Origin of the sequence: Serratia liquefaciens ATCC 27592 (assembly GCF_000422085.1) — a bacterium.
GTDB classification, from domain to species: Bacteria; Pseudomonadota; Gammaproteobacteria; order Enterobacterales; family Enterobacteriaceae; genus Serratia; species Serratia liquefaciens.
The window spans coordinates 2,353,321-2,366,913 of sequence record NC_021741.1; the positions used below are offsets into that span (position 1 = coordinate 2,353,321).

The 13,593-nt window shown below is 53.1% G+C and carries 11 protein-coding genes; 5 read left to right on the forward strand and 6 right to left on the reverse strand.

All coding sequences use genetic code 11. The annotated features are described in order from the left end of the window. Positions 1 to 137: 137 nt before the first annotated feature. Positions 138 to 1,067, reverse strand: coding sequence for a LysR family transcriptional regulator (locus M495_RS11095; RefSeq protein ID WP_020826744.1), 930 nt, complete (start codon positions 1,065 to 1,067; stop codon positions 138 to 140). Between the two features lie 101 nt (positions 1,068 to 1,168). Here M495_RS11095 and M495_RS11100 point away from each other — a divergent pair, with 101 nt between their 5' ends. Then, entirely contained in the window at positions 1,169 to 2,317 is a 1,149-nt protein-coding gene (locus M495_RS11100; protein ID WP_041414534.1) for a serine hydrolase domain-containing protein, read from the forward strand. Between the two features lie 105 nt (positions 2,318 to 2,422). On the opposite strand, the gene M495_RS11105 is transcribed toward M495_RS11100, so the two are convergent. From M495_RS11105 to manA, 4 genes are all read right to left on the reverse strand, one after another. Further along, positions 2,423 to 3,895: a YdgA family protein gene (locus M495_RS11105; protein ID WP_020826746.1), complete on the reverse strand. Its 1,473-nt coding sequence runs from the start codon at positions 3,893 to 3,895 to the stop codon at positions 2,423 to 2,425. A 361-nt stretch (positions 3,896 to 4,256) separates the two neighbouring features. Beyond that, the gene (locus M495_RS11110; RefSeq protein WP_020826747.1) at positions 4,257 to 5,744 is read right to left on the reverse strand and encodes a YdgA family protein; all 1,488 of its coding nucleotides are present in this window, start codon (positions 5,742 to 5,744) and stop codon (positions 4,257 to 4,259) included. Between the two features lie 358 nt (positions 5,745 to 6,102). Then, positions 6,103 to 7,602 carry a YdgA family protein gene (locus M495_RS11115; RefSeq protein ID WP_020826748.1) on the reverse strand — a complete coding sequence of 500 codons (1,500 nt, stop codon included), beginning with the start codon at positions 7,600 to 7,602 and terminating at the stop codon, positions 6,103 to 6,105. A 141-nt stretch (positions 7,603 to 7,743) separates the two neighbouring features. Next, positions 7,744 to 8,922: a mannose-6-phosphate isomerase gene (manA, locus tag M495_RS11120; RefSeq protein ID WP_041415368.1), complete on the reverse strand. Its 1,179-nt coding sequence runs from the start codon at positions 8,920 to 8,922 to the stop codon at positions 7,744 to 7,746. A 524-nt stretch (positions 8,923 to 9,446) separates the two neighbouring features. Between manA and M495_RS11125 the strand changes: the two genes are divergently transcribed. The 4 genes from M495_RS11125 to M495_RS11140 all read left to right on the forward strand — a co-directional run bounded on the left by M495_RS11125 (position 9,447) and on the right by M495_RS11140 (position 12,644). Next, positions 9,447 to 9,779 (forward strand): hypothetical protein, encoded by a 333-nt coding sequence (locus M495_RS11125; RefSeq protein ID WP_020826750.1) that lies wholly within the window; start codon positions 9,447 to 9,449, stop codon positions 9,777 to 9,779. A 261-nt stretch (positions 9,780 to 10,040) separates the two neighbouring features. Next, the gene (gene fumC, locus M495_RS11130; RefSeq protein ID WP_020826751.1) at positions 10,041 to 11,438 is read left to right on the forward strand and encodes a class II fumarate hydratase; all 1,398 of its coding nucleotides are present in this window, start codon (positions 10,041 to 10,043) and stop codon (positions 11,436 to 11,438) included. 58 nt (positions 11,439 to 11,496) lie between these two features. Further along, positions 11,497 to 12,186, forward strand: a complete 690-nt coding sequence (locus tag M495_RS11135; RefSeq protein ID WP_020826752.1) for a helix-turn-helix transcriptional regulator — start codon at positions 11,497 to 11,499, stop codon at positions 12,184 to 12,186. Positions 12,187 to 12,275: 89 nt separating this feature from the next. Further along, entirely contained in the window at positions 12,276 to 12,644 is a 369-nt protein-coding gene (locus M495_RS11140; RefSeq protein WP_020826753.1) for a VOC family protein, read from the forward strand. Here M495_RS11140 and tus read toward each other — a convergent pair. Beyond that, a complete protein-coding gene (tus, locus tag M495_RS11145) occupies positions 12,634 to 13,572 on the reverse strand; it encodes a DNA replication terminus site-binding protein (RefSeq protein ID WP_020826754.1) in 939 nt (312 codons plus the stop codon). The genes M495_RS11140 and tus overlap by 11 nt on opposite strands. Positions 13,573 to 13,593 lie beyond the last annotated feature (21 nt).

The following is a 13,593-nucleotide window of genomic DNA, read 5'->3' on the forward strand; positions in this document are numbered from 1 at the left end:
TGAGGCCGTATAGTATTGATTGTGGAACGATCAGTCAAATATTTTCCCCTCGGTTATTTATCGAATGGCCTAATAAAATATATTTATATTTATCAGTTAATTACGATATTTCCGGTCACGGTGAAGCCAAAAAAGACTCAGGGCGCGCTAAGGCTGTTTTCGAAAGGAGACTGTTGCGCTCGTTTTTCGCGCATAAAATCAATAAACACGCGCAGCTTGAGCGGCATATGCCGACTGGCGGGAAAATAGAGGAAAAATCCGGGAGCATCGCTGCCGTAATCGGCCAGAACTTCCACCAGTTGCCCACTGCTCAGTTCACGGTGTACCGTGCCGCTAAACCGCTGGGTGATGCCCAATCCCGCCAGCGCGGCATCTTTAATCAATCTGTCTTCGTTAAATATCAGGCTGCCGCCGACCTCCAGCGTCAGCTGCGCGCCATCCTGCTTGAAGTACCAGGGTTCGAATTTACCGCTGCCGGGAAAACGGTAGCGCAGACAGTCGTGATCGTTCAGCGCTTGCGGTGTTTGCGGCGTGCCGTGCTGCGCCAAATAGCCGGGGGCGGCGATCACCACCCGTTTCTGACCGTTGTCGATGGGAACCGCAATCATGTCTTTTTGCAGCATGGCGTGCATACGGATACCGGCATCAAAGCTGTCCAGCACCAGATCGGAGAAATGGTCGTCAGTAAACAGTTCAAGTTGGATCTCGGGGTAACGCGCCTGAAACTCGGCCAAATGCGGGATAACCAGCAGCGAAGCCGCCAGCTGTGGCAGAGTGATGCGTAACAGCCCGGAAGGGCGGCCGCGCAAAGTTCGCAGATCTTCGGCCGCCACGTCAATCTGACCCATAGCCGGAGCCACCCGTTGATAAAACAAGCGGCCTTCATCGCTTAACCGCACGGAGCGGCTGGTGCGGTTGAACAGCCGTACGCCCAGGCGGGTTTCCAACGCCTGAATGTTTTGCGAGACAGCCGGAGGCGTGACGCCCAATTGATTGGCTGCCTGAGTAAAACTGCCCAATCGGGCGACGGCCTCGAAAAACGGCAGCAACTGCAACAGTGAGCTCATCTATCAGTAATTCCTGCTTAATGATCCGTTAAGAAATGCGGCATTTAATTTTATAATAATCGCTTTAGACTGATTTCATCATCCTCAGAGAGCAACAAAACATGTCGATAGCGGATCAGTCATTAGCAAAAAGAGTGCAGGGCGTTAGCCAACAGGCGATTGATGAAGGGCGTATCGTTGGCAGCGTGGTGCTGGTCGCTCGGCACGGTCGCGTGGTTTACGCCAATGCCAGCGGCTATGCCGATCGTGAACAGAAGAAGCCTATGAGGCGTGAGACCCAATTTCGGCTGTCGTCGGTGTCCAAGCCTTACATTACGCTGGCGGCCATGCGCATGATCGAACAGCAAAAGCTGGGGCTGGATGATACCGTCAGCCGTTGGTTGCCGTGGTTTACCCCGGTGCTGGCCGATGGGGTTCGCCCGCAAATTAAAATCCGTCATTTGCTGAGCCATACTGCCGGCCTGGATTATCGTTTGAGCCAACCTGCGGAAGGATCGTATCATCGACTCGGCATTAAAGACGGTATGGAACTGTCGTCGTTAACGCTGGAGCAGAATCTGCGCCTGTTGGCGCAGGCCGATCTGTTGGCCGAGCCGGGCAGCGAGTTTCGCTATTCACTGGCAATCGATGTGCTGGGGGCGGTGCTGGAACAGGTGGCGGGCGAGCCCTTGCCGCAGGTGTTCAACCACTGGGTTGCCCAACCTTTGGGGTTGCGTAATACCGGTTTTTACACCGCCGATGCCGATAATCTGGCAACGGCGTATCACGACACTGCCGCGCAGCCGGAACCTATACGAGATGGCATGTTGCTGACCCTGCCGGAAGGGTTCGGCTTCGAGATTGAAATGGCACCCTCGCGTGCGCTGGACGCTCAGGCCTATCCTTCTGGCGGCGCTGGCATGGTCGGCGATGCAGACGATGTGTTGCAGTTGGTGGAAACCTTGCGCACTGGCAAGGAAGGCATTTTACAGCCGACCACTGCAGCGCTGATGCGTCAAGCGCATGTCGGGTCGCACGCCGAGACTCAGGGGCCCGGCTGGGGGTTTGGTTTCGGCGGTGCGGTACTGGAGGACGCGCAGTTGGCGGCAACGCCTCAGCATAACGGCACTTTGCAGTGGGGCGGTGTCTATGGCCACAGCTGGTTTTACGATCCGCAAGCGGCGATCAGCGTGGTAGCCTTGACCAATACGGCCTTTGAAGGCATGAGTGGACGTTATCCACTGCAAATCCGCGATGCTGTTTACGGGTAGGCGAGCTTCTTTGCTGAGCGGATGCATCTGCCAAAGGCGAACCAACAAAGGGGATCGGCAAGCCGAACCCCTGGGTAGATTATTGTTTATTGTATTTGCCAGCTATCACTTCTGAGAACTCATGGAGCTCAGTATTTTATCAAACGCTTGCAGGGACATTTTTTTTCCGTTGAACTCGATTTGGTTGTCAGCGTAGTTAATATGGACGCCGATCACTTCGTCCTTCAGGGTGGTTAGTTTTAACATATCCCGCGATGCCAATAGCTCTTGCATCTGTCGCTGCGCTATTTTCTGCGCATTTTTGACGTCGCCGCCTGGCTGCCACGAGGTTTGTAAAACTGTTTCAGTCGCCATTGCCACCGGAATGCTTATGTTTAAGTCGAGTCTTTTTACCGTTCGGGTAATCAACTGATCCATCGATGTTGCCGGCGAACTGGCCTGCCCCGTAACGTTCAGGTCCAAATTTAGGAGCAGGGTACTTTCACCCTTGCTGTTTTTCCAGCTCAGTGGCGCGATGCTGAGGGACGGATTGCCCTTCAACAGCAGCGGCAGAAGACCCTCAGTCTGCTGTTGACTGGCGGCTGTCTCTGCAATTTGAGCCTGCCCCTGTACTAACATGGCCATTACCTGTTGGTTGCAACGGTCGGCGAACGCTTTCAGTGATTTGGTATCCAATTTGTCGATGTTGAACAACAGCTTACCGGAGCCGAAGTCGATGTTTTGGATCTTCAGCGCATTAATGGCGAAGTCGACCCGGCCATTAAGGTTACTTTCTTTTTCATCTAACAGGGTCGCCAGCTTGATGCCTTCCAATAACAGGGGGTCTTTACCGTCAACGGCAACCTTAATCTGTTTCAACACCAGGTTCTGATTACCCAGTTGGAGATCGAACTGGCCGGCATGGGTCTGGCTTTTGAACGAGATGCCCAGCAACTGGACCTGCTCGGTCTGACCGAACTGATTGGGGCCGCTGATCACGGCGCTGTCGCTGCTGGCTTCAAGGGTAATGGTTTTCATGTCGCGGGAGACATCGGCATTGATGGTTGCGCCGCCGAATTTCAGCGCCGACTTGTCTTTTTGGTAATCCAGCGGGATCACGTCAATGGTGGAGGTGGTGTCGCCACCATAAGAGATGCGTGATTCTGCGGTAAACAGCGACTTGCCCTTGGTGATATCAAACAGGCCTTTGGTCGCTGCGGTGTTTTCGAGCTCGGTGTGCACCGATGCCATGCTTGGCAGCAGGTTGAATTTCTTCAACTGGGCAAACGGGAACGGGCCATGGTCGATGATTTCCTGGAACGCCACTTCGTCACCCGGCTTCAGCGGAGCATCGTCGGTAGTGACGCTGCCGTCGGCGCGCAGCACATAGCGAATTTTACTGCTGAAAATACCGCGCTGGTAATTTTCATAACCGAGTTTAACGCGGAATTTAGGCAGATGAGATTTTAATAAGCTGTTGGCATTATCAACCAATGCACTCATCCGCTGTTCGATTAGTTTGCCGGTGTACCAGGAGGCTCCGGTCCATGCTGCGCCAAGAACCACAATAATACTTAACGCAACAAGTGATTTTTTCATGGTTTATTCATCCTTAAATTAAATTGAGCCATCTGTTCCAAACAGATTAATAGGCAAGTTGGGGCCAACAAATAATGCCCGCAACCGTTTAATTGTGTGCTTAGTCCACTTTTTCAGCAATCAATTTTCGTGGGGCTAGTGAGGGGAAACATCAACAGATGATAAACAACCGCGATTTAATAAGTGCGGCTTAACCGTCAATACGTGTGTTAATTGCTGAACAGCATGCACTGAAGGTTGCAATTGCCCGCGGTAGTATATTTGGCGAGTGCAGCGCGAAAAATAAAAGTAATGAATCGAGGTAAGTATGGGGAAATAAAAAGGGGCTCGGCAAGCCGAACCCTTGGGTGTAAATTTGCGTTTATTGTGCCGGTGCGCTGTCTTCCGCCGGTGCGCCCAACTGGCCGAACATGCCGATGAATTCTTGCAGCGACATTTTACTGCCGTTCAAATCAACCTGGTTTTCGGCGTAGTGGAAGCGACTGCCGATTACACCCTCTTTCAGGGTGGTCAGTTTAAATATTTGGCCGATTTCCGCCAGTCCATTTATCTGTAGTTCCGCCACTTTCTGCGACTCTTCGGCACTGTAGCCTTGCAGTAATGTCAACCGCGCCGCGGTTTCCGTCGCCATTGCCAGCGGAATGCTTAGGTTCAAGTCGAAGCTTTTTACCGTGCGGGTAATCAACTTCTCCCTCGATATTGCCGGCGAGCTGGCCTGCGCCGGATCGGTTAGATCCAGATTCAGACTCAGCGTAAAGGTGCTTTCACCCTTGCTGTTTTTCCAGCTAAACGGTGCAATGCTGATGGACGGATTGCCCTTCCGCAGCAGCGGCAGGTTTTGCAGCAGGATATCGGTTTTCTGTTGTTGATAAGCAATCGGATCCATGGTTTGCACCTGTTGCGACATGGCCACCGCCTGCTGGTTGTAATGGTCGGCGAACTCTCTCAATGATTTGGCATCCAGTTTATCGATGTTCAACGACAGCTTGCCGGAACCGAAGTCGACGCTTTGGATCTTCAGCGCATTAATGGCGAAATCGACCCGGCCATTAAGATTACTATCTTTTTCATCTAACAGGGTGGCCAGCTTGATGCCTTCCAGCAACAGGGTGTCTTTACCGTCAACAGCAACCTTAATCTGTTTCAACATCAGGTTTAGGTTGCCCAAGCTGAGATCGAACTGACCGGCATATTTCTGGCTCTTCAGGGATACACCCAGTAACTGAATCTCTTTGGTCTGCCCAAGTTTGTTCGGGATACGGAGTAATATGTTGCTACTGTTGATGTCCAGGGTAATGGCTTTCATGTCGCGGGATACGTCGGCCTTAATGGCCGCTCCGCCGAATTTCAGCGCCGACTTGTCTTTTTGGTAATCCAGCGGGATCACGTCAATGGTGGAGAAGGTATCGCCACTGTAAGAAATACGGGATTCTGCGGTGAACAGCGACTTGCCTTTGGTGATATCAAACAGATCATTGGTCGCCGGGGTGTTTTCGAGCTCGGTGTGCACCGATGCCATGCTTGGCAGCAGGTTGAATTTCTTCAACTGGGCAAACGGGAAGGGACCATGGTCGATGGTTTCCTGGAATACCACTTCGTCACCCGCTTTCGGCGCTGCGTCGTCGGGTCGGAGTACATAACGAATTTTACTGCTGAAAATACCGCGCTGGTAATTTTCATAATCCAGTTTAATACTGGCTTTCGGTAGATGCGATTTTAATAATCTGTTGGCATTATCAACCACTGCAACCATCTGCTGTTCGATCAGTTTGCCGGTGTACCAGGAGGCTCCGGTCCATGCCGCGCCAATAACCACAACAGTACTTAACGCGACTAACGATTTTTTCATGGTTTTATTCATCCTTAAATTAAATTGAGCCATCTGTTCCAAACAGATAAATAGGCAAGTTGAGGCCAACAACGAATGCCTGCAACCGTTTAATTATGTGTGTAACTCTCTCTTTTAGCAATCAATATACACATGCTTTGTGAGGGAAATTTCAAAAGAAGAAAAATAACCGTATTTAACCAGTACTGCTTAACTGACAATGAATTAATTGCTGAACAGCATGCACCGAAGGTTGCTATTGCCAACGGTGGTGATATTTGACGAGTGAAGCGCGACAGATAAAAGTAATGAATCGAGGTAATTATGGGGGAAATAAAAAGGGGCTCGGCAAGCCGAACCCCTGGGTGTAAATTTGCGTTTATTGTGCGGGTGCGCTGTCTTCCGCCGGGGCGCCCAACAGGCCAAACATGCCGATGAATTCCTGCAGCGACATTTTGTTGCCGTTCAGATCAACCTGGTTATCAGCGTAATGGAAGCTACTGCCGATCACACCCTCTTTCAGGGTGGTCAGTTTGAACATCTGGCCCATGGCTGCTAACCCTTGCACCTGTTGTTCCGCCAGTTTTTGCGACTCTTCGGCACTGTAGCCTTGCAGTAAGGCCGTTTGCGAAGTGGTTTCCGTCGCCATCGCCACCGGAATACTCAGGTTGGCGTCGATCTTTTTAACCGAGCGAGCAATCAACTGGTCCGGAGATTCTGCCGGGGAGCCGGCCTGCGCTGGATCGGTCAGATCCAGATTCAACGTAAAGGTGCTTTCACCCTTGCTGTTTTTCCAGCTCAGTGGCGCGATGCTGATGGACGGATTACCCTTCAACAGCAGCGGCAGGTTCTGCAGCAAGATGTCGGTGGTCTGCTGTTGGTAAGCCACCGGATCCATAGTTTGCGCCTGTTGCAGCATGGCCATCGCCTGCTGGTTGTAACGGTCGGCGAACTCTTTCAGTGATTTGGCATCCAGTTTGTCGATTTTCAGCAACAGCTTGCCGGAGCCGAAGTCGCTGTTCTGCACCTTCAGCGAATCGATGGTGTAATCAATTTGACCGTTCAGGTTACTGTCTTTTTCGCCAAATTGGCTCGCCAGCTTAAAGCCGTCCAACAACAGGGTGTCTTTACCGTCAACGGCAACCTTAATCTGTTTCAACACCAGGTTCTGATTACCCAGGCTGAGATCGAACTGCCCGGCATGGGTCTGGCTCTTCAGTGATACACCCAGCAACTGAACCTGTTCGGTCTGACCAAACTGATTCGGGCCGCTGATCACCGCGCTGTCGCTGTTGGCGTCCAGGGTGATTGCTTTCATGTCGCGTGACACATCGGCATTAATGGTCGCACCGCCGAATTTCAGCGCCGACTTGTCTTTTTGATAATCCAGCGGGATCACGTCAATGGCGGAGGAGGTGTCGCCACTGTAGGAAATACGCGACTCCGCCGTAAACAGCGACTTGCCCTTGGTGATATCAAACAGGCCTTTGGTCGCTGCGGTGTTTTCCAGTTCGGTATGCACCGATGCCATGCTTGGCAGCAGGTTGAATTTTTTCAATTGAGCAAACGGGAACGGACCATGGTCGATGGTTTCCTGGAACGCCACTTCGTCACCCGGCTTCAGCGGAGCGTCGTCGGTAGTGATGCTGCCGTCGGCGCGCAGCACATAGCGAATTTTACTGCTGAAAATACCGCGTTGGTAATTCTCATAACCCAGTTTAACGCCGGCTTTCGGCAGGTAGGCTTTCAGCTGGCTGTTGGCGTTCTCAACCACTTCACCCATCCGTTGTTCGATCAGTTTGCCGGTGTACCAGGAAGCCCCGGTCCATGCCGCGCCAAGAACCACAATGACGCTAACAGCGACTAACGATTTTTTCATAGTTCTGTTCATCCTTATTAAGCCATCTGTCTCTCGCAGATGGATGGGCAAATTTGGGCCAACAAAAAAACGCCCGCAGGCGTTTAATTGTGAAGGTAAGCTACTCTTTCAGCAACTAATTTGCGGAAATTTACCGAGTGTTTACGCCAACAGATTATAAACACGCGCGATTCGACCGGTGCCGCTAATGCTGACCGGCGATTCGAAAGCGCCGATAAAGCAGGATTCACCGGGCTTAAGCACCAGTTGCTGATCCTGTTTACTCAGTACCGCTTCACCCTCAACGCAGAAAACAATTGCCGCGCTATCTTGCGCCAATGCCTGTGGAGCGGCGGAAAGATCGTGCAGCGAGAAGGCGAAATCCTCTACCGGGATCGGGAAGAACAGTTCGTCACCACGTTTTTGCGGCTGGGTCAGCAGCCCTGAGGCTGGTTGCGGGCGGAACTGCAGGTTGGCCAGCAGTTCCGGGACATCGATGAATTTTGGCGTCAGGCCGGCGCGCAGCACGTTGTCCGAGTTGGCCATCACTTCCAGCGCCACGCCTTTCAGGTAAGCGTGTGGCGTTTCGGCATACAGGAACATCGCTTCGCCAGGTTGCAACTGCACCACGTTCAGCAGCAGCGGCGAGAACAGGCCGCTGTCATCCGGATAGAAACCGGCAATGAAGCGCACTGTGTCCCAGGTTTCCCCCTGTTGGTTATTCAACGCGGCTTTCAACACCCCCAGCGCCAGCGATTTCTGCTCGCCGCTCATCGCCAGCAGGCTGGCAAACAGAGCGGACAGATGGCTGACATCCGGTTGCTGCAGGAAGGCAGCGATATCGTGGTGTGCACCGGCGATCGGCTGCAGCAGGGAAACAATGTCGGACAGTTCGCGGAAGCCATTCATCGCCAGGAAAGGCGTCAGGGCAAATACAAGTTCCGGCTTATGATTGGGATCCTTGTAATTCCGTTCGGCAGCATCCAACGGAATGCCGGCCGCGTTCTCTTTGGCGAAGCCCGCTACGGCGGCGGATTTGCTTGGATGCACCTGAATCGACAACGGCTGATCGGCGCACAGCACTTTGAACAAGAACGGCAGCTCGCCGAAACGACGTGCGACTTCGGCACCCAGCTGCTTAGGCTGATCTTCATCAATAACATCGCGCAGCGAGCGCAAATTACCGTCGGTACCGGCTACGCGAGAGCTGCTCTTCGGGTGAGCCCCCATCCACAGTTCCGCCATCGGCAGTCCTTGTGGGTTGGCAATGCCATACAGCTGGGTTAACGCGTCGTGGCTGCCCCATGCATAGTTTTGCACTGCGTTGGTCATTTTTTGCATTTTGATAAACATCCTTTGCATTCGCCGCCAGGTGACGGTAAGTAGCTGACTGTAAAACAAACAAATTTGGTGCGTCTTATCCTACACCCGAAGGAGGGCGAAAAAGTGGTGCGCGATCAAACAAGTGGCGTCGTCGTGGGGGTGAAAAGGCGTTACGCCGAGCCGCAGTTCAAGGTGGGTAAAGTATAACGAGATAACAATCTCTGTCACCCTCCATATGTCGTTGAATACCGGTAATGGTCGCTCAAAAAAACGCCACGTTCGCTTGCGAGAGAGCACATAGCGGAAATATTAAATTCAAAACTGTCATAAGTTCAAAAATAAATCCAATTTGGGTTCCTTTTATTCGTTATATTTCAATCTGTGTTTTTTGACGTAAATTATTACCTGCTGAATATCTCTATCATCATAATTATTCCGTTTTTATCGCCAACCACACAAATGGCTTAAATTAGGCAATAGTGCCGCTATACAGTGCAGGCCAATAAAATGATTCTCCGATTATTCCTAACGTTGAGACGCTAATGAAAAAAATCTTGCTGGTTCTGATGATGTGTACTTTCGGTGCACATGCGGCTGTAGTGGTCACTCATGCATATGGATACGGTGTCCATCCGGTGGTAATCGCACCACGCCCGGTGGTAGTCGTACCGCGCCCAGTGGTTGTTGCGCCGGCTCCGGTGGTAGTGACCGCTGCGCCCGTAGTAACTTCAGCACCGGTCGCCCACCCGGTTGCCGCCGCGGTCGGTGCGGTGGGGGTGGGTGTTTACCGCCATAATGAACGCCAGGATGCCTACGATGAAATCAACCATCTGCAGGACCAAAGAATTAATGCTTATAATCAACATCACCATTAATTCCCTCGTGAGAAATTAATAAAGAGAGCGCCAGACGGCGCTTTTTCTATTGTTAATATTCAATTTGTCGATGAAAAAGGCAAGGACGTGCTGCCAGAAAATTAAACCCGCACAATAACCATGACAATGGAGGAAAAATGCTGTGAGGCAACTCTCTTAATGCGAATAGTTATTATGTCACTATACTGGATGGGTGTGCCGGCGGCCTCGCACGCGCTGGCGTAATCGTACATTTTTAGGAATTGTACTAAGGAGATAGTGATGGCAGCCGTTCGTATTGAAAAAGACTCTATGGGACCCATCGAAGTGCCGGCCGACCGGCTATGGGGAGCACAAACGCAGCGTTCCCTGGAGCACTTCCGCATTTCTTCCGAAAAGATGCCGACCGCGTTGATTCATGCGCTGGCATTGACCAAACGCGCCGCTGCCAGCGTGAACATGGACCTGGGGCTGCTGCCTGCGGAGCGGGCCAACGCCATTATCAGCGCCGCCGATGAAGTGCTGGCGGACCAGCATACGAACGAGTTCCCGCTGTCTATCTGGCAAACCGGCTCCGGCACCCAGACCAACATGAATATGAATGAAGTGCTGGCCAACCGCGCCAGCGAGCTATTGGGCGGCGTGCGTGGGGAAGAGCGGCGAGTCCATCCGAACGACGACGTTAACAAGAGCCAAAGCTCCAACGACGTGTTTCCGACGGCGATGCACGTAGCGGCGGTGATCGCCGTGCGCGAACACCTGATTCCCGAACTGAAAGTGCTGCATAAAACGCTGAGCGACAAAGCGGAAGCCTATCGCGATATCGTCAAAATTGGCCGCACCCATTTACAGGATGCCACGCCGCTGACCCTGGGGCAGGAGATTTCCGGCTGGGCGGCGATGTTGGCGCACAACCTGCAGCATATTGAAGCCAGCATTCCACATATTTGCGAACTGGCGCTGGGCGGCACCGCTGTGGGCACCGGCTTGAATACTCATCCGGAATACGCGGTTCGCGTAGCCAAGGCCCTGGCTGATCTGACCCGGCAGCCGTTTGTCACCGCCCCTAACAAATTTGAAGCGCTGGCTACCTGCGATGCACTGGTGCACGGCCACGGCGCGTTGAAAGGGTTGGCGGCTTCGCTGATGAAAATTGCCAATGACGTGCGCTGGCTATCTTCCGGCCCACGTTGCGGCATTGGCGAGATCTCGATCCCCGAAAACGAGCCGGGCAGTTCCATTATGCCGGGCAAGGTCAACCCAACCCAGTGTGAAGCGATGACCATGCTGTGTGCTCAGGTGCTGGGTAATGATGTGGCGGTCAATATTGGCGGCGCCTCCGGTAACTTTGAGCTAAACGTGTTCCGGCCTATGGTGATCCACAACTATCTGCAGTCGATCCGCCTGCTGGCTGACGGCATGCAGGGCTTTAATGAGCATTGTGCTGTGGGCATTGAACCTAATCGCGATCGCATCAGCCAGTTGCTGAATGAGTCGCTGATGCTGGTTACCGCGCTGAACACGCATATCGGCTATGATAAGGCGGCCGAAATTGCCAAGAAAGCGCATAAGGAAGGCCTGACGCTGAAAGCCTCCGCGCTGAAGCTGGGCTACCTGACCGAAGAGCAGTTCGACCTGTGGGTACGTCCGGAAGACATGGTTGGCAGTATGAAGAAGTAATTGATTGCTCGGCTTGTAAAAGGCTTACTGAGGTAAGCCTTTTTTATGGAGAAAATGCATGTCACGCACCGAGCGTCTACTCGAGCTGATGCAAATCTTGCGACGGCATCGCTACCCGGTTGCCGGCCACGCATTGGCGCAGGAAATGAATATCAGCATGCGCACGCTGTATCGCGATATTGCCACCTTGCAGCAGCAGGGTGCCGAGATTGTTGGGGAGGCGGGCGTGGGATATGTACTGCGGCCGGGGTTTATGCTGCCGCCGATGATGTTCTCACAGCAGGAAATTGAAGCACTGGTGTTGGGCATGCGCTGGGTAGGCCGCCGGGGCGACAGTCAGTTAGCCGAAGCGGCCAAGAATGCCCTGGTAAAAATTGCCGACGTGCTGCCTGCAGCATTACGCGACGAGCTAGAGGCCAGCACGTTGTTGATTGGCCCCTTGGATTTGATCAAGGTGGCGGACGAAACCCTGGTGTTGATCCGCGAAGTCATTCGCCAGGAACGCAAGCTCGAGGTGCATTACTGCGATAACGACGGCAATGAAAGCGAGCGTATCCTCTGGCCTTTTGCCCTCGGTTATTTTGAGCAGGCGAGGATGCTGGTGGCCTGGTGCGAACTGCGTCAGTCATTCCGCCATTTTCGTCTCGATCGTATCCGGTTGGCTACGCCGCTGGCGCAACGCTATCCACGAGGACGCCGCCTGCTGATGAAAGAGTGGCATCAATCGCAGGGCATCCCTACACAGTAATCCCACACTGCTGCCAAAAACTGTCAGTAGGGGCGCTTAGTCTTAAGGTCTCGGGAGCCAGCCGGTTCCCTCACCCTAAGGTTAATGCGATGACAACCCCAAATATGACCCTTCTCTATGTCGATAACCCAGAAAAAAGCGCCATCTTCTACCGTCATTTACTGGGGCAGGAGCCGGTGGAGCTTTCGCCCACTTTTGCGCTGTTTGTGTTGAGTAACGGCCTCAAATTGGCCATGTGGTCGAAGCATACCGTGCAGCCTGGCGCGACGGTGACCGGTGGCGGTGGTGAACTCGGTTTTCTGTGCGAATTGCCGCAGCAGGTGGATGCGCTTTATCAGCAGTGGCGCGATCGGGGGCTAAATATCATTCAGCCGCCGGTGACGCTGGACTTCGGTCATAGCTTCGTCGCCAGCGATCCTGACGGCCACCGTCTGCGGGTTTACAGCCTCAGCGAGTAGGGGCGTCGGTATACAGGTGGAGCCGTTTGATCAGCAACCTCAACGGCTTGGCGTCCGGCTTATATTTATGTTTGACCGTCGCCGCGTCGTAATTGAACAACTCGCCAATCTTCGGCACCTGGGCGCCATGTTCCACCTGGCATAGTGCAATCAGCGGCAACGGGCAGGGGTGCTGCACCTGTTTTTGCTGCGGCTGATACCATACCCGCGCAATGGGTTGTACTTTCACTGGCCGCTTGATTTTCAGCGCCGCCTGCTGGGGCAGGCGACTGACATCATCGATTTCACGGCTGACCAGTTCTGCCCACTGTTCACGGTTATGTGGCGGTACCGCTCGGCCGGCTTTCAGGCTTTTTTCCAGTTGCGCCAGAATATCGTCGCGCTTTACGTTCTTGATAATATGCTTGTTGGCCCAACCGAAACGCACCGAGTCCGGATCCGTCACAACGGTCAAACTACGGTAGGCGCTAAGAGTAATCAGGCCGTGCAGATGAGTATGAACGAAGTCAAAGCGTTGCTCCGGCGCCAGGCCGGAATCGACGGTAATAATCTGTTCCAGCTCGGCTTTCAGCCGGTTTATCAGACCAATTTGCGTCTGGATCTGCAGATATTCCGGCGGCTCTACCGCCAGGCAAATAACGCCGGGCAGGCGTACCGCCGCCTTGCTGCTGACGTTGTGTTTATTGTGATGGATAAATAACCGCTGATAATGCTCCAGCGCCAGGTCGCGTGCGGCCTGGCCGACATGCTGCTCGACGGCAATCTGTTCTACCGTCGCATGCTCTTTGCCTTTCTCGATTTCCGGCAGGCTGAACACCCTGCCGGCTAACAAACGTAACGGTAAAACCTGCTGGTGGAGGGCTGTCAGCGCCTGTTCCAGTTGGTTAAAACAACCATTCATCCTGCCAATTAAATCGTATTTATCCATCTGGCACCTCTCATTTTAGTT